The organism is Lysinibacillus sp. FSL R7-0073 (assembly GCF_038009065.1).
GTDB classification, from domain to species: domain Bacteria; phylum Bacillota; class Bacilli; order Bacillales_A; family Planococcaceae; genus Lysinibacillus; species Lysinibacillus fusiformis.
The window spans coordinates 3417792-3443480 of the sequence record NZ_JBBPAS010000001.1; the positions used below are offsets into that span (position 1 = coordinate 3417792).

The 25689-nt window shown below is 33.0% G+C and carries 33 protein-coding genes; 9 read left to right on the forward strand and 24 right to left on the reverse strand.

Going from position 1 to position 25689, the window contains the following annotated elements:
* Window positions 1–694: 694 nt before the first annotated feature.
* Window positions 695–1816, reverse strand: a complete 1122-nt coding sequence (locus tag MKY88_RS17025) for an acyltransferase family protein (protein WP_332838549.1) — start codon at window positions 1814–1816, stop codon at window positions 695–697.
* A gap of 419 nt (window positions 1817–2235) precedes the next feature.
* On the opposite strand from MKY88_RS17025, the gene MKY88_RS17030 reads away from it, so the two are divergent.
* The 3 genes from MKY88_RS17030 (at window position 2236) to MKY88_RS17040 (ending at window position 5047) form a co-directional block, all read left to right on the forward strand.
* Window positions 2236–3593 (forward strand): IS3 family transposase gene (locus tag MKY88_RS17030; protein WP_340812835.1). Its coding sequence is split into 2 segments (ribosomal slippage): window positions 2236–2689 and window positions 2689–3593, totalling 1359 coding nucleotides; the frame shifts between segments, so codons are not numbered across the junction.
* A gap of 318 nt (window positions 3594–3911) precedes the next feature.
* A complete protein-coding gene (locus MKY88_RS17035; protein ID WP_340814225.1) occupies window positions 3912–4424 on the forward strand; it encodes a hypothetical protein in 513 nt (170 codons plus the stop codon).
* Window positions 4425–4525: 101 nt separating this feature from the next.
* Window positions 4526–5047 carry an SHOCT domain-containing protein gene (locus tag MKY88_RS17040; protein ID WP_340814227.1) on the forward strand — a complete coding sequence of 174 codons (522 nt, stop codon included), beginning with the start codon at window positions 4526–4528 and terminating at the stop codon, window positions 5045–5047.
* A gap of 38 nt (window positions 5048–5085) precedes the next feature.
* Here MKY88_RS17040 and MKY88_RS17045 read toward each other — a convergent pair whose 3' ends face one another.
* On the reverse strand, window positions 5086–5811 hold the full coding sequence (locus MKY88_RS17045) for a hypothetical protein (protein WP_069482261.1): 726 nt from the start codon (window positions 5809–5811) through the stop codon (window positions 5086–5088).
* Between the two features lie 96 nt (window positions 5812–5907).
* Between MKY88_RS17045 and MKY88_RS17050 the strand changes: the two genes are divergently transcribed.
* Window positions 5908–6234 carry a DUF3139 domain-containing protein gene (locus tag MKY88_RS17050; RefSeq protein WP_340814229.1) on the forward strand — a complete coding sequence of 109 codons (327 nt, stop codon included), beginning with the start codon at window positions 5908–5910 and terminating at the stop codon, window positions 6232–6234.
* Window positions 6235–6371: 137 nt separating this feature from the next.
* On the opposite strand, the gene MKY88_RS24660 is transcribed toward MKY88_RS17050, so the two are convergent.
* The 3 genes from MKY88_RS24660 to MKY88_RS17065 form a co-directional block, all read right to left on the reverse strand.
* Window positions 6372–6953 (reverse strand): peptidoglycan recognition protein family protein, encoded by a 582-nt coding sequence (locus tag MKY88_RS24660; RefSeq protein WP_445669173.1) that lies wholly within the window; start codon window positions 6951–6953, stop codon window positions 6372–6374.
* A gap of 414 nt (window positions 6954–7367) precedes the next feature.
* The gene (locus MKY88_RS17060) at window positions 7368–7958 is read right to left on the reverse strand and encodes a hypothetical protein (RefSeq protein WP_340814230.1); all 591 of its coding nucleotides are present in this window, start codon (window positions 7956–7958) and stop codon (window positions 7368–7370) included.
* 345 nt (window positions 7959–8303) lie between these two features.
* Window positions 8304–9661 (reverse strand): IS3 family transposase gene (locus tag MKY88_RS17065; RefSeq protein ID WP_340812835.1). Its coding sequence is split into 2 segments (ribosomal slippage): window positions 8304–9208 and window positions 9208–9661, totalling 1359 coding nucleotides; the frame shifts between segments, so codons are not numbered across the junction.
* Between the two features lie 350 nt (window positions 9662–10011).
* On the opposite strand from MKY88_RS17065, the gene MKY88_RS17070 reads away from it, so the two are divergent.
* Complete coding sequence (locus tag MKY88_RS17070; RefSeq protein WP_340814231.1) at window positions 10012–10983, forward strand: SHOCT domain-containing protein; 972 nt, start codon at window positions 10012–10014, stop codon at window positions 10981–10983.
* Window positions 10984–10996: 13 nt separating this feature from the next.
* Here MKY88_RS17070 and MKY88_RS17075 read toward each other — a convergent pair whose 3' ends face one another.
* From MKY88_RS17075 to MKY88_RS17085, 3 genes are all read right to left on the reverse strand, one after another.
* On the reverse strand, window positions 10997–11212 hold the full coding sequence (locus tag MKY88_RS17075; RefSeq protein ID WP_340814232.1) for a hypothetical protein: 216 nt from the start codon (window positions 11210–11212) through the stop codon (window positions 10997–10999).
* A 154-nt stretch (window positions 11213–11366) separates the two neighbouring features.
* Window positions 11367–12149, reverse strand: a complete 783-nt coding sequence (locus MKY88_RS17080) for a Rha family transcriptional regulator (RefSeq protein WP_340814234.1) — start codon at window positions 12147–12149, stop codon at window positions 11367–11369.
* A complete protein-coding gene (locus MKY88_RS17085; protein ID WP_340814236.1) occupies window positions 12149–12355 on the reverse strand; it encodes a helix-turn-helix domain-containing protein in 207 nt (68 codons plus the stop codon). The genes MKY88_RS17080 and MKY88_RS17085 overlap by 1 nt, the downstream gene beginning before the upstream one ends.
* 165 nt (window positions 12356–12520) lie before the next feature.
* On the opposite strand from MKY88_RS17085, the gene MKY88_RS17090 reads away from it, so the two are divergent.
* Entirely contained in the window at window positions 12521–13036 is a 516-nt protein-coding gene (locus tag MKY88_RS17090; protein WP_340814238.1) for a helix-turn-helix domain-containing protein, read from the forward strand.
* 423 nt (window positions 13037–13459) lie between these two features.
* Here the strand turns inward: MKY88_RS17090 and MKY88_RS17095 are convergent, their stop codons facing one another.
* From MKY88_RS17095 to MKY88_RS17110, 4 genes are all read right to left on the reverse strand, one after another.
* The gene (locus MKY88_RS17095; RefSeq protein WP_340814240.1) at window positions 13460–14680 is read right to left on the reverse strand and encodes an SIR2 family protein; all 1221 of its coding nucleotides are present in this window, start codon (window positions 14678–14680) and stop codon (window positions 13460–13462) included.
* Complete coding sequence (locus tag MKY88_RS17100; RefSeq protein WP_340814241.1) at window positions 14649–15929, reverse strand: hypothetical protein; 1281 nt, start codon at window positions 15927–15929, stop codon at window positions 14649–14651. The genes MKY88_RS17095 and MKY88_RS17100 overlap by 32 nt, the downstream gene beginning before the upstream one ends.
* A gap of 175 nt (window positions 15930–16104) precedes the next feature.
* Window positions 16105–16443 (reverse strand): YolD-like family protein, encoded by a 339-nt coding sequence (locus MKY88_RS17105; RefSeq protein ID WP_340814242.1) that lies wholly within the window; start codon window positions 16441–16443, stop codon window positions 16105–16107.
* A gap of 15 nt (window positions 16444–16458) precedes the next feature.
* Complete coding sequence (locus MKY88_RS17110; RefSeq protein ID WP_340814243.1) at window positions 16459–16731, reverse strand: YolD-like family protein; 273 nt, start codon at window positions 16729–16731, stop codon at window positions 16459–16461.
* Between the two features lie 165 nt (window positions 16732–16896).
* Between MKY88_RS17110 and MKY88_RS17115 the strand changes: the two genes are divergently transcribed.
* Both MKY88_RS17115 and MKY88_RS17120 read left to right on the forward strand, forming a co-directional pair.
* Window positions 16897–17043: a hypothetical protein gene (locus tag MKY88_RS17115; RefSeq protein ID WP_340814244.1), complete on the forward strand. Its 147-nt coding sequence runs from the start codon at window positions 16897–16899 to the stop codon at window positions 17041–17043.
* Window positions 17044–17293: 250 nt separating this feature from the next.
* Complete coding sequence (locus MKY88_RS17120; RefSeq protein ID WP_340814245.1) at window positions 17294–17494, forward strand: hypothetical protein; 201 nt, start codon at window positions 17294–17296, stop codon at window positions 17492–17494.
* 47 nt (window positions 17495–17541) lie between these two features.
* Here MKY88_RS17120 and MKY88_RS17125 read toward each other — a convergent pair.
* The 3 genes from MKY88_RS17125 to MKY88_RS24665 form a co-directional block, all read right to left on the reverse strand.
* Window positions 17542–19115 (reverse strand): IS3 family transposase gene (locus tag MKY88_RS17125; protein ID WP_340813836.1). Its coding sequence is split into 2 segments (ribosomal slippage): window positions 17542–18473 and window positions 18473–19115, totalling 1575 coding nucleotides; the frame shifts between segments, so codons are not numbered across the junction.
* A gap of 234 nt (window positions 19116–19349) precedes the next feature.
* Window positions 19350–19688 carry a sigma factor-like helix-turn-helix DNA-binding protein gene (locus MKY88_RS17130; RefSeq protein WP_340814246.1) on the reverse strand — a complete coding sequence of 113 codons (339 nt, stop codon included), beginning with the start codon at window positions 19686–19688 and terminating at the stop codon, window positions 19350–19352.
* Between the two features lie 51 nt (window positions 19689–19739).
* Window positions 19740–19904, reverse strand: a complete 165-nt coding sequence (locus MKY88_RS24665) for a YvrJ family protein (RefSeq protein ID WP_427535614.1) — start codon at window positions 19902–19904, stop codon at window positions 19740–19742.
* A gap of 101 nt (window positions 19905–20005) precedes the next feature.
* Here MKY88_RS24665 and MKY88_RS17135 point away from each other — a divergent pair, with 101 nt between their 5' ends.
* A complete protein-coding gene (locus MKY88_RS17135) occupies window positions 20006–20296 on the forward strand; it encodes a hypothetical protein (RefSeq protein ID WP_193832751.1) in 291 nt (96 codons plus the stop codon).
* A gap of 22 nt (window positions 20297–20318) precedes the next feature.
* On the opposite strand, the gene MKY88_RS17140 is transcribed toward MKY88_RS17135, so the two are convergent.
* From MKY88_RS17140 to MKY88_RS17180, 9 genes are all read right to left on the reverse strand, one after another.
* Window positions 20319–20954: a hypothetical protein gene (locus tag MKY88_RS17140; RefSeq protein ID WP_340814247.1), complete on the reverse strand. Its 636-nt coding sequence runs from the start codon at window positions 20952–20954 to the stop codon at window positions 20319–20321.
* Window positions 20955–21119: 165 nt separating this feature from the next.
* A complete protein-coding gene (locus MKY88_RS17145; protein ID WP_445669174.1) occupies window positions 21120–21839 on the reverse strand; it encodes a peptidoglycan recognition protein family protein in 720 nt (239 codons plus the stop codon).
* Window positions 21839–22105 carry a holin gene (locus tag MKY88_RS17150; protein ID WP_322605366.1) on the reverse strand — a complete coding sequence of 89 codons (267 nt, stop codon included), beginning with the start codon at window positions 22103–22105 and terminating at the stop codon, window positions 21839–21841. Before MKY88_RS17150 ends, MKY88_RS17145 begins: the two co-directional genes overlap by 1 nt.
* Complete coding sequence (locus tag MKY88_RS17155; RefSeq protein WP_340814248.1) at window positions 22105–22377, reverse strand: BhlA/UviB family holin-like peptide; 273 nt, start codon at window positions 22375–22377, stop codon at window positions 22105–22107. The genes MKY88_RS17150 and MKY88_RS17155 overlap by 1 nt, the downstream gene beginning before the upstream one ends.
* A 147-nt stretch (window positions 22378–22524) precedes the next feature.
* A complete protein-coding gene (locus MKY88_RS17160) occupies window positions 22525–23037 on the reverse strand; it encodes a hypothetical protein (protein WP_340814249.1) in 513 nt (170 codons plus the stop codon).
* 80 nt (window positions 23038–23117) lie between these two features.
* Window positions 23118–23312: a hypothetical protein gene (locus MKY88_RS17165; RefSeq protein WP_340814250.1), complete on the reverse strand. Its 195-nt coding sequence runs from the start codon at window positions 23310–23312 to the stop codon at window positions 23118–23120.
* 15 nt (window positions 23313–23327) lie between these two features.
* Window positions 23328–25142 (reverse strand): phage tail protein, encoded by a 1815-nt coding sequence (locus MKY88_RS17170; RefSeq protein ID WP_340814251.1) that lies wholly within the window; start codon window positions 25140–25142, stop codon window positions 23328–23330.
* A 70-nt stretch (window positions 25143–25212) separates the two neighbouring features.
* Entirely contained in the window at window positions 25213–25392 is a 180-nt protein-coding gene (locus tag MKY88_RS17175) for a hypothetical protein (protein WP_340814252.1), read from the reverse strand.
* The gene (locus MKY88_RS17180) at window positions 25389–25682 is read right to left on the reverse strand and encodes a hypothetical protein (RefSeq protein WP_340814253.1); all 294 of its coding nucleotides are present in this window, start codon (window positions 25680–25682) and stop codon (window positions 25389–25391) included. The genes MKY88_RS17175 and MKY88_RS17180 overlap by 4 nt, the downstream gene beginning before the upstream one ends.
* Window positions 25683–25689 lie beyond the last annotated feature (7 nt).

Sequence of the window (25689 nt, forward strand, 5' to 3'; positions counted from 1 at the left end):
ACTTGTAGCTTCTAATCTTTTAATATTTCTACTAACAATAATCCTAAACTTTTTTATTTTCGTTAATACGATCCATCCCTTTTTCATAGTATTCAGCTCGTAATTCAAAGACATTCCAATTGCGCCTACTTTGAGATTGAGAGGCTCCTTCTATGTGAGCCTCTTTTTTACTGCATAAAAATAACGCTAGTCCTATGCCTGCGTCTGCTGTTCGTCCATTAATTTACATAGATCTGAATATTGTTCTAAAATGTTCCTCAACAATCTGGCCCGTTAGTTTACTATTGAAATTAATGCTAATCCTACAACCCCAATAATTAATATAACTGCATTCACAGCAACATTAAATGATCAGAAGATAAACTTCGTGAATATCGGTGGTGCTATCATCAATAAACACATAATTAATAGTGTGTTGCCAGTATCAGTAGCACAAACAGAAATATAATAATCCCCTTCCTCTGTTATCACAGTGAGGAATGAGGGTTATCATGTTCACTGAATGTCAGTTCAAATAAACCATCGATGTTTTTCCTCACAACTGGTTTTACTCTGCAAACTAACGCCTCTGTTAAGGTTCTTCGTAGTTAGTGATTGATAGCATCTCATCACCTTCTTTCACAATAAAAATACGCTACTCGTTGTGAGTAGCGCTTACTGAACAATATGGAAAAAATAATCCATTATATTATATTTATAATTTAGCATTTGCAAACTTCATATAAAATAGTTTAATTCGTTCTTCGAGTTTTCCGTAAATATAAACACCTACGATAGGTATCACCAATCCGGCAACCAGATACAAATACCACCAATCCCAGTTAGAAGAAGGGAATTGAGCAATCATGTATGTCTCTTTATGGTTTAATTTAACATCAATATAGTTAATCACTTTAAAAGCTAAGAAATGTAAAGCCATTATATGAAATGATTTTTCTCCTAAATAAGCAAACATTTTAGATAAATATTTCACATTATTAATTAATTTAGCTGCATATAAAACCAAATAGATACCTGCGAAAGTAACAAAATAATATAGTAAGGAACTATTGCCAATTATTCCTGCAGCATAACTAATTTCTAAACCTCTCCGATAACTAACATAAAGAATTACAACAGAAATTATAGCTAAATACCATTTTAAAGGAACTTTGTTCCAATATAGCTTTGCTAAAAATCCTACATACACAATAGGCATAACCAAAAAGGCAATATCGGCTCTCCATGCTAATTTTAGAGAATTTAGTGTAAGATATGCTCCAATTCCACCCAAAACAGCAGCGAAAATTAATGAATAAATCTCCTTTTTTATACCAGTTAACAATAACAATTGTGATGTGTATCTAATGACACAAAAAGTAACCATCGTCACTAATAAAGGAAAAATAAACCACATTGCTCCTGCCATTTCAACTGAATACATTGAATTTAACAAGGCTTCAAATATCTTAGTAAGATGTTCGTTTCCTGAATATGCTTGTTTAGCATAAATCATAGGTTGGTCTATTACAGTACTATAAATATTCAATTTCAAAAATACGTTATGCAGTAAAATAAACACAATAACATATTTCATTGTTGGCCACCAAATGTCTTTTAATTTCCTACCTGTGTAAGCTAGAGGATCCGTAGAGTGTTTATCACTGTATAAGAATCCTGGTACAAAGAAGAAAATCGCTAAGTGGAAATAATTAATAATAAATAAAATCATAGGATTAGGTAGACCTGAATGACCTAATACTACTGTCATTATTCCTAGTCCTTTTACAATATCCCAATACCTATCTCTGTGTGTAACCGACATAAAATCCCGCATTTCTTTTTTACCTGTATTATATTACAAAATTAACAAAAGTTATAGAATGTATTTTTCCTATGTTGCTAAGTCTTACATAATAGCTAATTAATACATTTACATCATTTCAGGACCTACGCCATACCATACTTCAGCAACTCTTTTAATTCATGAAGGTGAGCATCCAAAAGTTATTCAAGCTCGTTTGGGGCATTCAAGTATTACCACAACATGAATACCTAAGGTTATTTATTAGAAGAAACAAATCAAAGAGCTATCGCTCACTTTGATAAGCTTTTTAATAAGATTGAATCGGACAAATTATGGGCAAATTTTAAAGCTATTCACATTTGTGTATAAAAATAAAAAGCCTTACAACCGTTTTGTGAACTGCCCCGTAAAAGTTGGACATCAATCTAACTTTTACGGGGGTTTTTTTTATGGCAAAAGTAAGTGTTGAACAACGTATTCAAGCAGTTCAACGATATTTAAATGGAAATGAACCTATGATCGAAATTGCGAAAGATATAGGTGTGACAGCTCAGATTGTCAGTGAATGGGTTCGCCGTTATCAAAAAAATGGCGTAGAGACTTTCTTAAAGTCCTATACAAAATATTCAGCTGACTATAAAATGAATGTACTTAATTATATGAACGAGACAGGTACATCTTCGAGAGACACAGCTGCACTATTCAATATTTCATCTCCTGGCATGATTCGGAATTGGAAGTTGAAGTTTGAAGTTGGTGGTTATGATGCCCTTGTTTCTAAGAAAAAGGGGCATCCATCTATGAAAAAAGAGACAAAAAGAACAACGAAATCAACACCAGCTGAAGGATCTGTTGAGGCGTTAGAAGCACGAATCAAACAATTAGAAATGGAGAATGCGTACTTAAAAAAGTTGAATACTTTAGTTCAAATGCAAGAAAAATTACCAATCAAATCAAAGCGCAAGTAATTTATGAACTAAAGGAAATCTATGAAGTAGTGGAATTAATCAAAGTCGCTGATATTCCACGTAGTACGTATTATTACTGGGAAAAGCGTTTGAATCGTCATGATAAATACGCTGATGTGAAAGTCGCAATTCAGTCCATTTATCATGAACATAAGGGACGTTATGGTTATCGTCGGATCACCAAAGAACTAAAAAAATTTGGTATTCACCATGATCCGAAAACGATTAACTGCTTGATGAATGCCATTGGCATAAAGTGTGAAGTCCGCATGAAGAAATATCGTTCGTATAAAGGTAACGTCGGAAAAATTGCCCCAAACATATTACAACGCGATTTTACAGCGGAAAAAATGAACGAGAAATGGGTAACAGACGTGACAGAGTTCCATCTATTTGGTGAGAAACGCTATTTATCACCCGTCCTTGATCTATGTAATGGCGAAATCATTGCATACACGGTTATGAAGCGTCCAGTGTATAAACTAGTCCATAATATGTTAGAACAAGCATTGGAGCGCCTCGAATCAAGTGATCAAGTTATTCTTCATTCAGATCAAGGTTGGCATTATCAAATGAAAAAGTATCAACAAACATTAAAGCAACATGGTATTACGCAGAGTATGTCCCGTAAGGGTAATTGTTTGGACAACTCAGTCATCGAAAATTTCTTTGGCTTATTAAAATCTGAACTCCTGTATCTACAAGAATTTGAATCCATGGCACATTTTGAACAGGAACTCAACGACTATATTCACTACTACAATCACAAACGAATGAAAGAAAAATTAAAAGACCTAAGCCCGGTGGAGTACCGAACTCAGGTCTTAGCAGTTGCTTAACTAAATATGTCTAACTTTTTTGGGTCAGATCATTTGGCTGTATGGCTTTTATTGACGTCCCAGGAGGAAGTATCCTATACCCCCGAAACGTTAGTATGACTGACTTTGTTGCGACAATTAAACCTTGTTTTTTTGCACTTAAATTACTGCTCTAACTCTACTAGGAACCACACTCTTTATCAATAGGAAATTATCCATTTTTTTGGCTTAATAGAGTATATACTTATTAATAGATAACTAGATAAGTTGTTTGTTTTTTATATGTACAATTCTCCCATAATTTCCTACAATAGAATTATTGAGGGAGGATTTTAAACTATGAAAAAAATTTTTTATATTGGTGTTTTGTCAGCACTTTTACTAACTGCATGTGGAGAAGAAACTGCTCCTAAAGAAAATACTTCAACTACTGAACAAACTGATACGAACACTAAACAAGCTGATACAAATACTGAGGTATTTAATTGGCAGGATGAAATTTCAAAAATAGCTTCAAATTCTGATACTGCTGCTGATAAGTTTTATGCACTTGAAAAAATGTTAATGGAATATACTGCAACTGATTCAGAAATTAAAGAATTTTCAACATTTATTGTTGACGACTATAAATCTGGCAACTACCTAAGTGAAATCGATAATCATGAACGTATGTTAACAAACATTTTTAAATCTTATTACGTTGAGAAAGATAGTGAAGGGGCAATAAAAAACTTCGCTTTCGATTACCTCCAGAACATGAAATATACATATCGTGGTGTCGATACTATAGATAGTGAAGCTGTAAAATCTAATGAAGAACAAATGAATGAAGCTCTTAAACAAATTCAATAATTTTCACAAGCTACTCAAATTAAAGGAGTAGCTTTTTATATGTTCTATTGGCAGGATTTTCTTTAAAATGAGATTACAAATATCTGTAAGGGGTGCATGACATGGATACAATTGCAGAAACTATTAAATTTGCTGGCTTTGGTAAGAAGAAAGCAATGGCTAAACAAATTCAAATGTTTGATGATCGCTTAACGGATCAAGGTGAAACTCTACTTGCTGTATGTGCATCTGTTAAAGGCATCAAACAGCTTTATGTAACTGACCAACGTATTTTATTACATGAAATCAAAGGGATTGTTTCAAACGATGAAAGAAGCATTCCTTTAGCTTCAATTAGCAGTATCAACATTTCTAATAAGCTTGTTTGCTCTAGTATCGAAATCGTATCTACAGGAAACAAAGCAATCATTGACGATGTGCCAGCGCATATTGCACTTGAAATAAAAAGTGGGATTGAGAACCTAAAGGCAATGGCAAATACGTCAACGGCTCCTACTAGTAAAGTTGAAAAGGACATGTTTGATGTAGCCGATGAAATTCGAGAATTAAAGGATTTATTAGACGATGGGATATTAACGCAAGAAGAATTTGACGCGAAGAAAAAGCAACTTTTAGGAATTTAGAAAGAGACAAGCAATTTATAAGCTTGTCTCTTTTTTAGTTATATAGTTGTAACTTGTTTTATGTCTGCTTCTTTCTTGAAGTATGATGGTAGACTATAAGGTAAAACAATCATTCCAGCTGGATTAAAGACTTGAGCAGAATAAGGACCGTTCAGATATGCTTGCCATACTATTTTTGAACAATACGTAGGATCTAATTTATGTAACGTAGTAGTTATACCATAGCTATACTTTTTACCTTTGTAATTATTACTAGCCCAGTTAGCCGCTTGAGATGCATCATATGAAGAAGCAATTCTATATACTTCCGTTTTAACGTTTCCACCCTTACCTTTGCCGTATATTGAAACCCAAGTATCTAAACTAACTACGGTAGGATATGCACCTGGTCCAGAAATGTGTAAAATTTCTGATGTGCTAATTGCAATACCTGCATGTCCAGTTAACCCAGCTGAACTAGTACCATTAGAAATTAATATATCACCAGTTTTTAACGTGTAAGCCGCTAAAGTAGATATCGTCGGTTCATCTACTCCTGATGAAAAGGCTCCACCCTCGGAAGACTCCGTATTAATTGAAACCCATAAATCATAAGAGATATCTTCTCCTAGTATCCCTTCATTGACTAATTTTTCGTAGGTTTCATAACTTAAATCTGGTGCATTAGATAATTCTTCACTTGCACTTGCTTTCTCTCCACCAAAACTAAATAGTAAAGTAAATGATAAAACAAACAGCATGAAAAACGCTAACTTCTTGAACATCGTACCATCATCCTCTTTCCATTTGTAATTAGAACTCAACATATGTTAGAATTCTAATTACATTATATACCAAAATAACTAAAAGGTGGTGTTATTTTGAAAACAACCAAATTTTTAACAATTTTGTTTTTAATAGTAATTTTTATTATAGCTGGCTATTCTTTTGTAAAATGGAAAGAACATGAGAAAACAGTTGACGAAGTTGATAATTTCTTAGAATCGCAAAATTACACGGTAGATATTAAATCAAAGAAAGCGAAATATAACTTCAAGACAGGAGATACTTACGTAATAGTCTTTTATAAAGATCTTCCGTCAATACGTTATGAATATTACTACAATTCACATCATAAAGAGGTACGTGGATATGCAGTATCTAATGAAAACAATGTAGAAGTAACAACAGATAAATATCTTCCTTAACGAAAAAAAGAATAATGGTAGATGTCTGTCCATTATCACTTAAACCTTTTTCTATGTAATAATTCCACTATATTTGTATATTGATAGTTTATAGAATGACCAGCTCAGCATAAATTCAGCTTTGCTGGTCATTGTTGTTAAGCGCTACGTTGTGAAATGATACTTTTCAAACCTTCAAAATCACCGCTTGTCATAGTACCATTATCGAATTTCTCCAACCAAGATTTATCAATCACCTTTTTGTCTACGGCTTGTTGAATGTAATCACGTACTGCAGCTTTTGCGGTTGTGCTTGTGAATTTCATCGTATCATCATCCACTACAATTTGTTGTTCTGATTCATTTGATTCCATAGCTTTTTTAATACGGTTCAAGAAACTATTCCAACGGTCTTCTGCCAATATACGGTGCGGGCAATACTTGCCGTTCCAATCTTGGTGCTTCTTCACTCGCTCAATACCCCATCCAAACTTTTTTAAAAGCTTTGCAATGTATTGAACAGCGTTTTCCTCTGCAACCCCATAGCGTACACTACCACTTTTGCTGTAACAGATTTCAATACCAATAGAAAGACGATTACCTTTCTTTAAGGGGTTAGGATCGGAACTACCTCCACCGTCCCCACAATGCCAAGCGTTACGGTTGAATGGTATAGCTTGAATTACCTCCTTATCATCAATAGCAACGTGATAAGAAACCTGATTGTTATTGCCAATCATGTACGAAATTTCATTGGCTGCAGGTGCGTCATTGGCTGTATTGTGAAGTGATTTATTGAGGCACCATTGTGTATGGCACCTTGATTGAATACTTGCTTGCTGGCAAGAAGGTTTGTTTAAAAGTGTAAGCCATTACTGCTCACCTTCTTTTTTTGCCGCCTTTAACAAATCAAATGTACCTGGCGCTATTAATCCTGGAATAAACCCAGCCATTAACATGACATACATTGAATATTCAGCTAACGGCCATAAAAAACCAAACCAATAAAAATACCAATCACTACCGATGTGATTGGTATGTACTGTGTATTAAGGTTAAATGTCTTTTTTAGTACCTCTGAAACTGCTAATACAATTGCAGCCATGATTGCTGCTACAGTAAAAATGTGCCGAGTCTTGAGTCAACATTACTTTTTATATACTTGTTCCATCCGTAAAGATTATGGATTTAATTTTGTAATTAAATGTCATATTCTCAAATGGCAAATTATAAAAACGCATATCTGCATCTTTGAATTGATTTAAATCAACAGCAGTATTGAAGTTTGTAGAACCATTTGCAGGAATAACATCCCACTCGTATTTGAAATCTAATGTGTATACCAATTCACCAAACATATCATAAAAATATGTTTCTGCTAAAAATCCTTTAATGTCTTTATCTTTATGGTTAATATATTTCAAAATAAAATTTAATTCATATCCATATACATTATGATCAATACTTGGGTCTCTAGGAATAACATCTTCTAAAACCAATGTCAAAGATGTATTTAAATGATTATCTTCAGCAATTTCTTCATTATTGGAAATTTTCTCGATACTTTCAACATCTTGATTTGATGTTTCTGCTTTTTCTTTTTCCACTTGATTTAAAGTTTCTACTTTTTCTTGTTCCTTCTCACCTGATTTATCAACACTTTCTTCTTTTTGATTACATGCTGATAAAATTAAAACATAAAATAAACTTAGTAATAAAAATAACTTTATATTACTCTTTTCCATAATAATTCCTCCAAAAATGTATTAAACTATATGGTATCATAAATAGGAAATTTCACTCAATACTAAATAATCATTTTTAATGTCTTATAGTACTAATCAAATTCAAAAAATGTCATCGAAATAAAGTCAAATAACTATATAAAAAGAAAATCTTACACCTATTTCGTTTATAAATATTCCTATACACATCACTATTTCCAGTGAATTGAAGATAGATCCAATCACACTAACATTTTTAATTTGGGCACCTCTTGGGCACCAAATAGTGAATTATACAATCATGAATAAAAAGAAAAAGCCTTACAGCCGTTATTGATCTGACCCAAAAAAGTTAGACATATTTAGTTAAGCAACTGCTAAGACCTGAGTTCGGTACTCCACCGGGCTTAGGTCTTTTAATTTTTCTTTCATTCGTTTGTGATTGTAGTAGTGAATATAGTCGTTGAGTTCCTGTTCAAAATGTGCCATGGATTCAAATTCTTGTAGATACAGGAGTTCAGATTTTAATAAGCCAAAGAAATTTTCGATGACTGAGTTGTCCAAACAATTACCCTTACGGGACATACTCTGCGTAATACCATGTTGCTTTAATGTTTGTTGATACTTTTTCATTTGATAATGCCAACCTTGATCTGAATGAAGAATAACTTGATCACTTGATTCGAGGCGCTCCAATGCTTGTTCTAACATATTATGGACTAGTTTATACACTGGACGCTTCATAACCGTGTATGCAATGATTTCGCCATTACATAGATCAAGGACGGGTGATAAATAGCGTTTCTCACCAAATAGATGGAACTCTGTCACGTCTGTTACCCATTTCTCGTTCATTTTTTCCGCTGTAAAATCGCGTTGTAATATGTTTGGGGCAATTTTTCCGACGTTACCTTTATACGAACGATATTTCTTCATGCGGACTTCACACTTTATGCCAATGGCATTCATCAAGCAGTTAATCGTTTTCGGATCATGGTGAATACCAAATTTTTTTAGTTCTTTGGTGATCCGACGATAACCATAACGTCCCTTATGTTCATGATAAATGGACTGAATTGCGACTTTCACATCAGCGTATTTATCATGACGATTCAAACGCTTTTCCCAGTAATAATACGTACTACGTGGAATATCAGCGACTTTGATTAATTCCACTACTTCATAGATTTCCTTTAGTTCATAAATTACTTGCGCTTTGATTTGATTGGTAATTTTTCTTGCATTTGAACTAAAGTATTCAACTTTTTTAAGTACGCATTCTCCATTTCTAATTGTTTGATTCGTGCTTCTAACGCCTCAACAGATCCTTCAGCTGGTGTTGATTTCGTTGTTCTTTTTGTCTCTTTTTTCATAGATGGATGCCCCTTTTTCTTAGAAACAAGGGCATCATAACCACCAACTTCAAACTTCAACTTCCAATTCCGAATCATGCCAGGAGATGAAATATTGAATAGTGCAGCTGTGTCTCTCGAAGATGTACCTGTCTCGTTCATATAATTAAGTACATTCATTTTATAGTCAGCTGAATATTTTGTATAGGACTTTAAGAAAGTCTCTACGCCATTTTTTTGATAACGGCGAACCCATTCACTGACAATCTGAGCTGTCACACCTATATCTTTCGCAATTTCGATCATAGGTTCATTTCCATTTAAATATCGTTGAACTGCTTGAATACGTTGTTCAACACTTACTTTTGCCATAAAAAAAACCCCCGTAAAAGTTAGATTGATGTCCAACTTTTACGGGGCAGTTCATTATGGCTGTAAGGCTTTTATTGACGTCCCAGGAGGGATTCGAACCCCCGACCGACGGCTTAGAAGGCTGTCGTACCTCATTTATACATTAATATAAGCTTATATAAACCTATTAAAATAACATCTTTTGGATTCCTTCTATATTAAATAAGACTACAAATCTTTTATCCTCTTATCTATTTTTATATCTGTTTGGGCAAATTTTGGGCAAATATTTAAGTCTTGCTGACAACACCTACCAGTATTGATACAATTTTATAGTATTACCATCATGTATTGGAAAGGAGGAAATAAAAATGTATGCAATAGAACAAATAAAAGAATATTTGAAACCTGAAGGTTGGGTACTTTTAAATAATTTCAAAAAAGAGATTAACCTTATTGGTGAGCAAGTAGATGAAGATGAAATCGTAGAGGGTGTCGCAATTCTTGTGCGTGGTATTGGTGGACTTAAACAATATCTTGGAGTTCTGACTTCAAAAAGATTTTTAACTACTGATAAACAAAAGAAATTTATTGGATTTAATTTCAATGAAATTCATAAATTTACTACCAATAAAAAGATTACTTCTACCGAAATTAGCTTTGCCCATAATACTGAAGCGATTTCAATCAATATACTTTCAGATGATTTGGGTAAACGATTCTTAAAAGACCTACAAGATAAAATTGGCATCCTTTCAGATACTCCAGTCGAAAATAATGATACAGAAACTAGACAAATTGTTCGCGTTATGAAAGCAATCAAAATGAACATAGAAATACTCAACGGCAAAGAACAATTAAAACAAAATGGTTCAGGCTATAAGTTAGCACAAGCCAAGCCTGGTACTGTGGAGATTTCAGTTGATTATCATGATGCTGAAACATTTAAACTTGTTAAATGGGAACGAGTTGAAAATGTTCAAAAGAGTGCTTCTAGTATAGTAGGTTGGACTGTAATTGGCAGTAAATTCGGTAATGCGGGAGCTATAGCAGGAGCTATGGGTGCTAATATCGGGAAAGATAAATCAATAGCTACCCTATTTTTAAAAAGAGAAAACGGAGAGAAAGTACCTTTAGTCATCAAATGCGATAAGAAGGACCTTGAAAAGCTTTCATTATTGATTGTTGCTGAAGAGGAAGAGACTACACAAGCAGCTGTCGCTCCCCCTTCTACAACATCTATCCCTACAGAAGAATTGATTAAACTAAAAGAACTTTTAGATGTAGGTATCTTAACTCAAGAAGAATTTGATACAAAGAAAAAACAATTATTGGGTATCTAAATCTCTAAGTGATTTACTTCATTTTCTCGTATACTCGGTTTACATATACTAATTCGCTAGGTATATGTACTGTATTAACTTGTTGTTCAGTACTTAAAGTGAGAAACGCTATTAAAAATTCATCTAGAGAGTCGTATCTTAATAGATCGATACCATAATTGTTTCTGATTTCTTCAAACATTGATGTAAAAGATGTTAAAGAACGTGGTTTGACTTTTGTTTCATTCATATGTTCCTCCTATTGGAAGCAACATCCACTTCATAAAGTAACATCAATATGCTACAATCTATTTGACAAAAGAGTTATGAGTAGATGTTACTCAAATTCATATCACAATCTAAGTTGGCGCTTAGATTGTGATTTTTTTATTTTCTTGAAACATTTATGATACCTCTTGGCCCGTTAGTAATGGAATTAACTCACTAAACTTAGATGGATAATACAATGGCTGTGTCTCTTTTGGATTTTGAGGACTTATTGCATTTAAACCATAATACTTGCCCTTATCTGTAACAGACTTAAATTCTTTAGTTCCACCCTTTGACGATGGACGGTATTTAATCTCAAGGATTCCAACAGTAAGCAGAATTTTATTTGCCTTAATTGCACTTATACCTACGTTATACTCCTTAAGTAATTCAGAAATCGGTTTCTTTAACTCTTCACTTTCTACATATACAGGTAGATGATTTGTTGGCACGCCGTGTTGGGTATGTGCAGCTTCAAGCATTTTGATTTTTGATGACTCGTCCACACGTAAAATTTCTGATGTATACTTCACTCCAATGAGCTGTTTTTCAAATTCGATTACATTGTCTCCTGGTTGTTTAACTTGTTGTTGGATATATTTTTTCATTCTCTTAAACTCTTGAATGAATTTCACTTTCATCTTCATAGCTTCTGGAGTTGTATAAGACATTGCTACTATGGCGAAACCATCCTCAGTTAAATTGTATTTAGGATACAATTGTTTATTTTGTGGATGCTGGTACTGGGTATCGCCAAAGTTGGCGACACCCCATTTTTCTTCGCCTGCTTCCTTCAATTTAGAAATTTGGTTTTCAATATCACGAACAACTTTGTTGTGATCTTTCCCAAACATTTCGGCAATCACCAAACTATCAGTTACAACTTCATTGTTTTCAACAAACACTAAATCTTTCATCAAACTGCCTCCTTTTCAATTTCGAATAATTCACCGACTTCACAATTTAAATAAATACATAAAGCTTCAAGAGTTTGAAACTGGATACCCTTAGCAGTTTCATAAAACAAAGCCCTTATCGTATTCCGAGAAAGGCCTGTCCCTTCTACAACATCTGACATTTTTATTTTCTTTTTTGCTAATATTACCCGAAAGTTATTTTGCACAAAAACAACTCCATTTCACTTTTTTTAGATAAATTCGTCCAATGTACTGAACAAATATATATAATTTCAATATAAACTACCATAGATTAACTGTCAACAACAAAAAGTAAAAAAACTTTAAATTTTGTTCAGACTACAATACAATAGTCAATAAGAGGTGATTAAATGATTAAATGCAATTTAGCTGTATTACTTGCAGAAAGAAATATAAAGATTAGTGAGTTATCTAAACGCACAGGAATATCTCGTACCACATTAACCGCGTTAAATCAAAACCAAAGTAAAGGAATTCAATTCGATACTTTTGATACTATTTGTTCATACTTAAAAGTGTCACCGAATGATCTTTTCATTCAAGAGATTTTCGAATACGACTTTTCTGTTGTGTATTTTGAAGAAAGACGAAATGACGTAAAAGTTGAATTATTAGCAGAAATTGAACATAAATCCAAAAAGTATAGAGAAAACATAAATTGTGTAGTAAATGTGCATACCCAGAATATGGAAATTGAATCTATTTCAATATCCCCAACTTACAATGATGTCGTTTCAGAAATCTTGCGTTCTATTCCCATCACTTTCAAAACTTCATTTGAACAAGAAATTATCGAGTGTATAAAGAGTGAAATTATCATTAAATACCAACTTGATAACGAAGAACTCGATGCCCGAATTTGGTAAAAAATCATTTGACATTCCAAATGAAATGTTGCCTTAAAAAATTAGGTAGAATATTTCTTTTATTTTTTAATATTCGCAACTAAATTTTGTAGTAAATCAATAATCCTTTGTTAACTGCTTCCTTAATGGAGGCAGTTTTTAACAATAAAAAACCCCAAGATGAAATAGACTATCACTTGATAATCAAAATCATCCCAGGGTCTTCCTGCGGAATCATATGTAATTAATAAATAAGAAATTGAATTAATCTTATAAAATATATTATTACATATAATTTTGGTTTTCAAGTGTTTTTCCAACTAAAAAAACACACCAAAAACGACGATTATCTTTCAATAACCTGTTCGCTCTGGGGTGCTTCTCTCAGTTCATATAATTAAGTTTTTTGATTACTAGCTTATTTTAAAGAAACTTTGCCACTCTTTAATGTAACTCTTCTAAAACTGTATTAATAGCCCTTACGTAATCATGCTCGATATTTTTATCTACGTTAATGCCAATAGGTATTAAATTTCTTTTTAATAATTCATCAGCATCAAAAGGGTGTAGATTTGGAACTATAATAAAATGTTCACCTTGTATAAATTCAAAAATTTTATCATAAAGGTCTTTAAAATATTCATCATTAAAAGAAAAACCAATAAACAATAATGTCTTATGACTCATTATTCCCGTTAAGATACTTTTAATCTTCTCACTTTTATAAAGTTTATCATAATCATCCTGAGTTACTATCATAGAATTAGGGATTTCTACATTTCCATGAAGGTGAATTACCTTTTGAGAATTATCATCCATTAAGTCCTGTAAATCATCTAGGTTTTCTAATATCTGTGGCATTATAAATTCGTCTCTGTAATCTCTTAAATAATCAGAAACTATATTGTCATAATTAGTTGTTAGTATAAAATCCGTATCAAGCTTTAAGATATCTAATATATTATGATAATTACTATTTACTTCTTTTACATAACGTTGTTTTAAAATATCTTTAATATCCTTTTTTATTATTTGTTCATTTTTGTATAAACCTGAATATAACTTTAAAAAACTAAGAGCTCTTAAATAGTCACCTTTATCAATTAATTCTTCGTATTTGGTTTTATTTGAACCCGTTAAACCCTTATTTAGTTCTAATAATAGTTTTGACCAGCTTGGTAATTTAAATGGAATTGATGAACCTGCACCAAGAAAAGGGATTAATTTATGTGTTCTATTCTTTAATCTATCTAAATTATGCCTGAAATCCTCAATTAGATATTTATTTAATCGTTCTTTTTTTTGTTGTCCAATTAAATTTATAAAATTCGAATTTAACTTATATGTTTCACGTATTATATGATTCTTTGAATCAAGTAAAACTTCCTTGCAATAGGCACACTGCTCATTTAGACTTACAGCAAAATCAACTTGATCAGTATTTTCACAATCGTAGGAAATATATTTCGAAGCATAACCTTCTCTCAATAGTTCAGTAAGAATTTTATCAAGTATCTGAATATCAATATTATAATTATTTAATCTTTCTTTCGGAAAGATCTCATTTTTCACCACCTCTGCCAAAATTGTTATTTGATCCAATGACTCTTCTTCACTTTTATGTAACTTTGTACTAACGGTTTGAATGAATTGTTCTAATGACATAATGAATAATCTCCTTTTCTAATGGTCTATCTGGAAGAAAAACTACTCTAAAATGGTTTTTTGTTGAATATATGGTAGTTTGTATAACATCTGTATCTTTAGGATTATTAAATTTATAATCAGTAAACCAAGAAATTGACCAAGTGTCTAAACCTAATGCTTGTTCAAAATTAAAATATAAACTATGAAACATATCTGAAGCCGATACAGGAGATTTTGAATTTGCTGATTGTGTAGAACCTCTACTTAATTTACTTGATGTAAAATTTATACGAGTAGGATACCCGACAAGTTTATCACTTTTTGCCTTTTTAACTAAATCATTTGGTGTTATTTTATAATCAATATAATATGATAACAGTAAAGCTTTTATCTTTTTTCCTAAATCATTTTTATCAGGATTTGTTAAACTTTCTGTTTTATTAAATAACGCATGGTTTAAATTTTTCACACTATCTTTAACAGCAATATCAATTCTGGAATCTAAATCTAGTCGAATATCTTCTAACAATTTTCCATCTAACATTCTACAAAAATTAAACATACCCTCACGATCTTTTGTTACTACAGGCTTTTTTAAAGTTATACCTAATTTATGAAAAAGTTTTTGTTGCACGGTATTATGTATTTGGTGAATCGTGGTATCGGTTTTTGAATTTTCTTTTTGTAACCCATTCACATTTTTCACCATAGTTAAAGCCAGGTTCTTCTCAAAATCAATTTCAACACCTGCAATATAATAAACTTGCCCACTCTCTCTTTTGGGAACAACTTCAACAAATAAAAATCTTGCATTTACCACTCTACCATCTTTTTCTTTAAAATCGTATCCTGCAATGAACTTAGTATTAGGTACACTAATATTTAAAGCATCCATTAAATAAAATCCATCTTCATTCATATATTTCTGAAGGTTTATAGGGATGGTATCTTTGAAATTTATATCCTTTATTAGTTCCTTTACACTTTTTTTAAAGGATTCAATCTCAAGGTTAAGGTGCCCTAAAATTTCTCCAATAAAAACATTCTTCAGATGACTGTAAAAGATATTTTCAAAAAATATTTCCCCGATTTCTTTTTTTTTATTAGGAAATTTCACCAATAAGGAACTGTAGTAATCTGGAAAATTCATCTTTTGAATATCCTCAGAAACCTTGAATTTTCCATTAATATCTTTTTTAATTTTATCCACTTCTATATAGTCAAGGAATTTATGACCATTAAATATGTAAACACTTTCTACTACCATATATTTCTTCCCCTCCCTTTTTGGTCTAAATTATAGCATAGTTTTACATACATTTTACCTAATATCGCAGAGACGATTTATATTAAATTATTTATCTTAATACTTTCATTAAAAATGAACAAATTACTTTTCTTAATTTTGAATATATGTTATTACTTGTTAACGCTGTTCTGGATTAATCATCTGCGTCCACCAACGATGCTTTTTGTATTTGATCAAAATTAATACGTTTTATTGATAAATCAGCATCTAAAAGTAGTTCTTTCCTATACAAGTCTGTTTCTGTTATTTTTCCTATTTCATCATGTAGCTTGTTATAGTCCCATAGTGTTAATTTAATTAACTTTTGCATTTTAAATGCTCGCTGTATGGTTTGCTCGATTTCTTCAAGCTCCCATTCTGTCAACTCACGCTTTTTATCGTAAAATTGTTCTCTCTTCCACTCCTTCAACTGAACTAAATGCTCAGGTAGCATTAATGATTTCCATTTCATATTCCCACGATCATGCAACATACAAATCACTCTCCATTAATAATCGATATCTGAAATTTTTAGGATATCTAAGAAATGTACTTTGTGAATATTCATGTACTTATCTTTAATATGGATTAATTTAGTGTTTGCATCCATTTTCGTTACTGTGCCAGTTAGTGGTTCTTCCCGTTTGTGAATTGTAAATGCTTTTGTTTTTTTGCCTTCTATTACATCTATCAATGTATAGGCCATTTCCTCAAGTTCAAATTCATCTTGATCTAGATGTTTGGGTTCTTTCTTCTTTGCAGGTGTTTTTGATTTTGCCATTTTAACCTCTCCTTTAACAGAACATTTGTTTGTATTAATAATAGAACAAATGTTTGTTGTTTGGCAATGAAATAAATTTTATTTTAAGGAAAATTAATGAAAATAACTATTGATTTTAAATACTAGTACTAGTATAATTAAAGTATAGAAAGGAGGTGAACAAAAGTGGATTATGATAAGGTTCTTGCTTATCTAGTAGGTATCGCAACATTCTTTAATCAACTAACTAGTGGATTAAAAAATATAAGCGATATGAAAAATAAGCAAAAGAAAAAGCGACGCCCCTCTACCAAGAAGAAACGTCGCAAATAACACACCGAAGGAGGTTAGCCCCTCCTTCACCCTTATCCTATCATATTTTAATAATCATAATCCATTCTAAGTATGAAGAAAATTTTCTTTAATATCATTACTTTTCTTGTGGCTATTTACATTTTGGTTGTCATGGTCAATTGGAAAGAACCTAAATTTTTCGATTACTCAATGATTATTATCTATTCATTATGCTTAATCTTAGTAATTGTAAACATCGGTTTTTATTTTAAAAAAAGGAAGGACTAACATGGATAAAAATTCACAGACTGAAGCCAATAAACGTTGGCAGGAGAAGAATAAAGAACGCTCTAAGTACATTAGCGCTCGATCAAGAGCTCGCAGCTTTATTAAAAACCACGCTTTAGAAGAAGATTTAGACGAGTTTATGGAGTTAATTTTAGAACGTAAACAAATATTAAATGAAATGAAAATAGACCAAGATAGCTAAATGAACTGCACCCCGTCAAGTAGACAGTGGAAATAATAAAAAATGTATTAAGCGGCTTGAGTCCTGAATTCTAACGGACTCAAGCCGCTTAATCTTTTCTGATAACGATAGTAATTATAAAAATGAATATAATCACCAATCGCTAGTTTTAACTCTTCATATGAATCGTACTTATGTAAATAATATTTCTCACACTTCAATGTGCCCCAAAATGATTCAATTGGTCCGTTATCAATACATCGACCAATACGGGACATACTCTGTGTCATATTGGCAGTTTCCACAATTCGCTTAAATTCCTTTGATGTATATTGAAAACCTCGATCACTATGTATTAATGGCTGTTCGCCTGATTGTAATGATTGAATAGCTGATTTTATTGTTTTGAAAACAAGGGAATTATTATTCGAATGACTGAACACATAACTCACAATTGAACCATCATATAAATCGATAATTGCACTTAAATAAGCTTTTTTCCCATTTCCATACTTAAACTCTGTGACATCTGTACACCATTTTTCATTGGGCTTTTTCGATGTAAATGCTCTATTTAATACGTTCTCCGCCACATGATGTGCTGGGGATTTACGATAAGGCTTGCGCTTTCTACGAATAACAGACTTCAATCCACTAATCTGCATTAGACGATAAATACGCTTTTCGTTAACCATCGTTTGATTATGTTCTTTTCGCTGACGATTGATGGTCAACGTTGTACGACGATAGCCGTAAATACCATCTACTTGTTGGTAAAGGAGATGAATGTCCTTTAAAATTGCTTCATTTTCAACTTCTCTGTTAGAGGGCTTGCGACTTAGCCACTTATAGTAAGCTGCACGCGAAACATCAGCTATTTCACATAGTAAAAGAATCGAAAGCTCTTCCTCTCGATGTAATTCTTGAATCGCTAAATAGCGTTGCTGTAGACGTATTTGGCTTAACGATGCCTCCTTTCGATTTCCTCTAACTTTTTTAAAAATAAATTTTCTGCACGTAAACGTTCATTTTCACGTTCAATACGCTGAATCTCTAATTTCAATTTCTCCTCAACGGTTAATTCGACTTCATCTTTTGTGCGACCACGACGATCACGTAATCCCTCTTCACCGTTCGTTTCAAATTTCTTCGTCCATTGATATACCTGTTGATACGAAACACCATAGGTGTGCGCTGCCAACTGATAATTTTTCTGGTGCTTCAAACAGTACTCGACAATCTCAATACGTTCTTCAAAAGTTGTCTTTCTTCCTTCTGTTATAGCTTGACTCATTCCTTTACCTGAATCTTTTATTTCACTATGACTAGTATACTTTTTTACCCAGCTTTTTAAAACGGAGGTACTGCTAATCTCGTATTTCGCCAACACCTCCATCTGTGAATAATTTCGTTGAATGTAGTCCTCCACAGCCGCTAATTTTAACTCTTTTGAATAGAACTTACATGAAGTAGCTTCTTGTAATCCTTCACGTCCACCTGCCTCAAATTTCATTTTCCATCTATGAAAAGTTTGATGATCTATTGAAAACCTTTCACACAATTCATTGATAGAATAGTGACCTTCTTCGAACAATTGAAGGATATATAGTTTCAACTCGAGTGGATGTTTGCTTCGCCCCATAAAAAATACTCCCCTTAGATAAACAGATTTTATTTTTTCATCTGTCTACCTAATAGGGAGCATATCAAAACGTCTTGGTCTTTACCTTTTATTACTACGCTGTGCAATATTAATTTTCAAACCTTCAAAATCAACATTTTTCATTCCTCTTTTTAAGAACATTTGTTCTTTGTATGGCATAAAAAAATAGCCAAATAGGCAAATTCATTAATATTCTCTATGTCACACATGGTTTCATCTTACATTGTCAATTGATAACAACTCATTTTCCTTATTATAAAGTAAATGGCTTATTCCAAGATAGATTTTCATCAACACTTTTTTACGTATGACATAAATCATCTGCTGGCTGTAATTCATTTCTTGGGCTACCTTAACTATCGTCCATCCTTTTATGTATCTAAAGTTTATAAATGTAACTTCTTTTTCTGGCAATATATCTAATAATTCACTAATACATATCGCTATTCTTTGATCTAAAGTCAATTCCCCTACTCTTTCTTTACTAATGTAAGGGTACATTTTTAGATGTTCTTCTACTAATTTATCAACTTCACGAGCGTTCATTTTCATATCCATTTTCCCCTTGCCCTATATGTTTGCCCTTTTTGATTTAGCCTCTGTTTAGCACTTATTCCTGGATCTTGAGTTCTTAAGTTCGTTTGTTAAATTAACAATAGCAATTTCTATGTTTTTCATACTCTTGTCCAATTTAACAAGTAAAAATGTAGAAACAACAACTGGAAAGCCTAATTCCATTATTGATTTAGTTAACTCTACATACTCCATGTAAACCACCTCCGCGAGAACATAAGTTCTCTTTTACTTAACTTCATTATACTGTATACTTAATATTATTTTCAAATTTTTACATTTAAGGGAGAGATAATGTGAGCCCAGAACAAATTACACAGATTTATTCGTTTTACTTCTTAACAACACCAATTTTAGTAAGATTAATTGTATTTAATTTTATTTTTAAAGAACACAAACATTTAATGGTTATTTTATTGGATTCATTTGTTTTAATATCAACAACTATTTGGTTAATACTGGTTAGGGATGTAATATTACCTCTACCTTCAATAACTTTAAATGGTTCTATTGTACTTTATATAATTTTGATTATTGACATAGCTTTTAATTTTAATCGATTAAAAAAAGCAAAAGCACTTAATTAATCATTAAGTGCTTTTCTTTTATTTATTTTGGATAAGTGATATATTTAGCAACTGTTGGCGCTGAAGTGTAAGTACCACCACTAAATGAATTACCAAATTTATCCTTATAAGGTTTTTGAACAAACTTGACTACTGTTTGTACTCCCCCGATAACAGGTGTATACGTTGTTGTCAGAGTATCACCTGCTCGTGGGTTAGGGAATGTAATTTTTGTTGATGCAGCTTGTCTTGTACCAAAGTATATAGAAAGAACCGAACCCAACATCGCAGCATACATTCCAATACCTGTGATAGCTCCTAATAGGAATAGTTCACCATCTTGAACTTTTTGCACATCTGCTGCTTTGTATGTGTATTTTTTTTCCTTTACAGCTTTTAAGAATACATTGCGATAAATAAAGTCGTACGTTTGACCATTGTTAGACTTAATATGAACTTTATATTCCCCAAAGTACGGAACTTCAAATGTGAAAGATCCCTTCTTATCACCTTGGTTATACGTCTTAGAATATACAATTTGACCATCTCCAGGACGTTGGATGTCAATACGACCATTATAACCAATACCACCACTACGACTCCATGATACTTTTAAACTCTTCTCCCCTGTTTGTGAAACGCTTAAATTAAAATCAGTATTTCCATTATTAATAGACATAAATAATTTCCTCCTTGTGTTGTTTAATTGGTACATTTTAATAATAGGCTTTTTAGAATATACAAAACTCTGCAAAAAATACATAATTATTACAATTAATATCTATCAAAACTCTATTTCAACAATAAAAAAAGCCCAGGCTCATAAATATGAGCCTGGGCTTTTTTAGTTACTACTTCGTTGTGCAATGATGATCTTCAATCCTTCAAAATCACCACTCGTCATAGTGCCATTATCGAATTTAACTAACCAAGATTTATCAACTAAACCTTTATCGACTGCTTGTTGAATATAATCACGTACTGCAGCTTTTGCGGTTGTGCTTGTAAATTTCATCGTATCATCATCCTCTACAATTTGTTGTTCTGATTCATTTGATTCCATAGCTTTTTTAATACGGTTTAAGAAACTATTCCAACGGTCCTCACTTAAAATCCGGTGTGGGCAATACTTCCAGTTCCAGTCCTGGTGTTTCTTCACTCGTGCAATGCCCCAACCATACTGCTTTAAAAGCTTTGCAATGTATTGAACAGCGTTTTCCTCTGCAACCCCATAGCGTACACCACCACTTTTGCTGTAACAAATTTCGATACCAATAGAAAGTCGATTACCTTTCTTTAAAGCGTTAGAGTCCGTACTACCTCCGCCATCCCCACAATGCCAAGCGCTACGGTTAAAAGGGATTGCTTGAATAACCTCTTTATCATCTACAGCAACGTGATAAGAAACCTGATTGTTATTACCAATCATGTACGAAATTTCATTAGCTGCAGTAGCATCATTGGCTGTATTGTGTACAGTGATATATTGAGGCACCATGGTGTATGGTGCCTTAATTGAATACTTGCTTGCTGGCAAGAAGATTTGTTTAAAAGTGTAAGCCATTACTGCTCACCTTCTTTTTTTGCTGCCTTTAACAAATCAAATGTACCTGACGCTGTTAATCCTGCAATAAACCCAGCCATTAACATGACATACATTGGATATTCAGCTAACGGCCATAAAACCAAACCAATAAAAATACCAATCACTACGGATGTGATTGGCATGTATTGTGTATTAAGGTTAAATGTCTTTTTAAGCACCTCAGCAACTGCTAAGACAATTGCGACCATCATCATTGCAATCATAAAAATATTTGTTAAATCCATTATTCATCATCCTTCACTTTGTTTTTATAAGTATGTTTTTCCATGCGGTCCATACGTCCTTCTAACGATGTTAAACTACGACTGATTCCTTGCATTGCAGTTGCTTGTTTACCTTGTGCTGCAGTTAAAGCTTCTAAATTTTCCGTTAGTTTTTGTTCTCGTTTTGCTGAATTCCAAAATACATATACAACTAAGCAAATGCACAAAATCGACCACACAACCTGCGAGTTTGCTATATGACTAGCTGTTGTTACTGCGGATACAATATCCATTCGATCACCAATCCTTTGCCCTATTTAAAATAAAAAGCCATGAGAAGCATCGAGATTCGGTACTGTGTACCGTTGCCCATCTCGATTGCTCTCATAGCATTAAAAATTTTAGCACACTTGTTTGAGCGTGCTAAAATTTTTAATTTTTTAATCAAACCTAATTCTCATGTATTCTTCATTTAAGAAAGTGATTACTTTACTAAAAGTTTCAAGTACATCTTTTCCTTCTAAATAATTTATATAGTTCTCCTTTTGTTCTGGATATTTACCATTCAATACGTCACCTGCTGGCATCCAATTTACTGTGATTTCATCTATTTCAATAGGAAAAGTCATAGGAAATTCTAAACCTCCATCTTTTCTGTGAATTTGGAAAAATGCCATATTATGCTTCAACATATTGAAAGCATGCCTCATTCCAAATATTATTTCCCCATCTGTATTTTTATTTCTTCTCTTTTTATAGTCTCCTAAGCCGTGGATTTGGTGCCATTCATCTGTCGTCACGACCCATAATAACAGTTCTCCAATCGCAGTGTATATATATTGATCATCTAAATTATCAGAAGTTATAGATTTTTCAAGTTTTTCAAATGATGCTCGAATAGAATTATGATTAAACATTAATCGAATACTTTGTTCATATTTTAACTTTTTCACAGAATCCCTCCCGTATATTTCACATTTCGACAAAAGGAAAGGATTTCCTGCTAGTATAGTCAATAAAAATAACGCTAAGCCTATGCTTGCGTTTCAGTTTGAGTGGCCGATACTGGCAACACACTAATTATGATGTGTTTATTGATGATGGCTCCTCCGATATTAACGAAGCTAATCTTCTGATCATTGAGTGTGGCCGTAAATGCAGATGCGTCAAACTCAGCATTCTCTAAATTAATCGCTTGCCCATTGTTTAGTTGTACTTGATAATTCATGATATCATTCTCCTTTTATGTTAGTTTTACTGATCCTACTGTTGAACCGTTCACCTGCACAAACAGCGTTTTGTCTGAATAAGAAATACCTATACCTGATGAATTAGCTCTTGCGACTCCTCGAACAGATGCGTATGAAAAATCTACAGTCCCATTAAAATCTGTAATACCACCACTCGTTCCGATTGTTATATCTGCAGAACTTAAGTTAATTTCTTGAGCGTTTAATTCCATACCGTAACCTGAACTATTGATGCGATTAGAATTGTTAAATACCAAAGATTTAGAACCGCCACTTTTACCCAAATACAAATTGTTCCCTACTGTAGCATCAGTGCTAATGTCAATTGTGGCACCTTCAATCCTTCCAGCATGTATGGTACCAAGATTCCCATTAATATCAGAAAGCGCATAGATTTCACCAATCCATTTAATTTTACCTGCCCTAATCAACACTTCAGAGGCAGTTTGATTTATCAAAGAAGATATTGTATTGCCATTGTAATCTGTTTGCGATACCTTACTACTGATCTGACCAGCTTGTTGGACAATCGAACTCTCAGCTGTACCAAGTCTTGAGTCAACATTAGACACCCTCGTTGATATTTGACCAACCTCGATAGACAATGATGAAACCTGTGTCTGTGTACTATCAGCTTTTCGTTCTACTCTGGTAACTTCCGCTGTTATGCTGTCAGCTCGAATGTTTAATTGAGCTACTTCATTCGTTATTCGATTGTTAACACTTAGATTGATGTTATCGGCTTTAATATCAATAGCAGCAATACTATGGTTAATACGTTCCACTTCTAAGCGAATATTCGAGTCCGTTTGTGTAAATGATGAACGATATTCTTTAATCGACTCTTTTAAGATTTCTTGTGTTTCTGTTAATTCATCAGATAATGTTTGAGGAATGGCATTACCGATGACAACGGCCACTGTCTTAAATTCGTCTGTCTCTTCATCGATTACTTGAGTGACCTCTAAAATACGAGTCTGCATTTCATAATCCCATGGCTCGTAAATTAGCCATATACGTTCCCCAAGCTGTTTATCTAACAATTCAATTGAATTCAACTCGATAGATATTTCTGGTTGATCTTTCAATGATTTTCGTGCCTTATCCATCAAATTTTCTGAGTCTGAAAATCGTTCATCGCTCATATCATCAGCATCGCGAATACCCCATTTAGCAGCCTGTGGCGAAGTGTAACGAACTACTAGACCTTCTTTACCTTTGGCACTAATACGAGTCCTTAGATTGTCTGTATTGACCGATTTAGATAGCTCAATAATGTTATCTCCATATTGATATAAGAAATCATTATCTGGACCAAGCATCTTACTAAAATGAATGTTACTGTTTGATGTGATCTCATATTCACATTCAAATGCTTCACATATTTGATTCACTAATTTAACGATGTTGTCATTCCCAAAAGCATCTATAAAGCCATCTTCATTAAAATCACTTGTGAAGGTCCAATTTGTATTACGTAATGCAAAAGTGGCAAATTCATTAAAGGTTTTATGGCCTCCGTTTGTACCCTCTTGCCTACGCCATATGTTGTCAAAGAATATATGCTGCGCCAATATTGACTTAACATTCCCTTTAGATTTCCGTTGTAATTGCTTTATCCTGAACTGAAAGCCACTTGCCTCGACAATGCTTTCTTCTGTAATCAAATTGAATGAATGTGGATTATCTTGTTGGCTTGCTTCCATTGTCAGTTCGAATAGACCATCAATGTTTTTCCTTACCACTGGCTTACCTCTACACACCAACGCCTCTGTTAAAGTACCTTCATAGTTAGTGATTGATAGCATTAAATCACCTTCTTTCGCAATAAAAATACGCTACTCAATTAAGTAGCGCTTCCTGAACAATATGGAACTGTCATTCACTTACTAGAGCCGCTATTTCACGTTCTGCAATTTCCAACTCTACAAAATGCTGCAACTCTGTCGGCTTAACATCTGCAATTGTCCTTACTTCGCCCATAACAGTTGTAGCGTAGGCTTTTGTTAACCGTTTCTGAGCTTCTGTTAAGCCTGCCAAATGTTTTTCGTCTGTCATTGCACTACCTCCAAATCTGTAAGCATAGTCAGTATCTTAATTTCTAGTTCTGCATCTGCAATTTCTTTTGGAGAAGGTTTTAATGATTCTAGTAATTGTCTTTCTTCACGTTCTGTTTTTTCCTCTTCTGTTTCACCTTCTACCCACTCCTCACCATCCCATTTTGGACGAATGTAAGGTAGAGGTTGTGGGAGCTGTACGTTAATAGCTGTACTTGGGACGGCAATATCACCGCCAACTAAATAGCTTTTAATAATAAATCCTTTTGTATCAATCGTATATGCGTACATATGATTC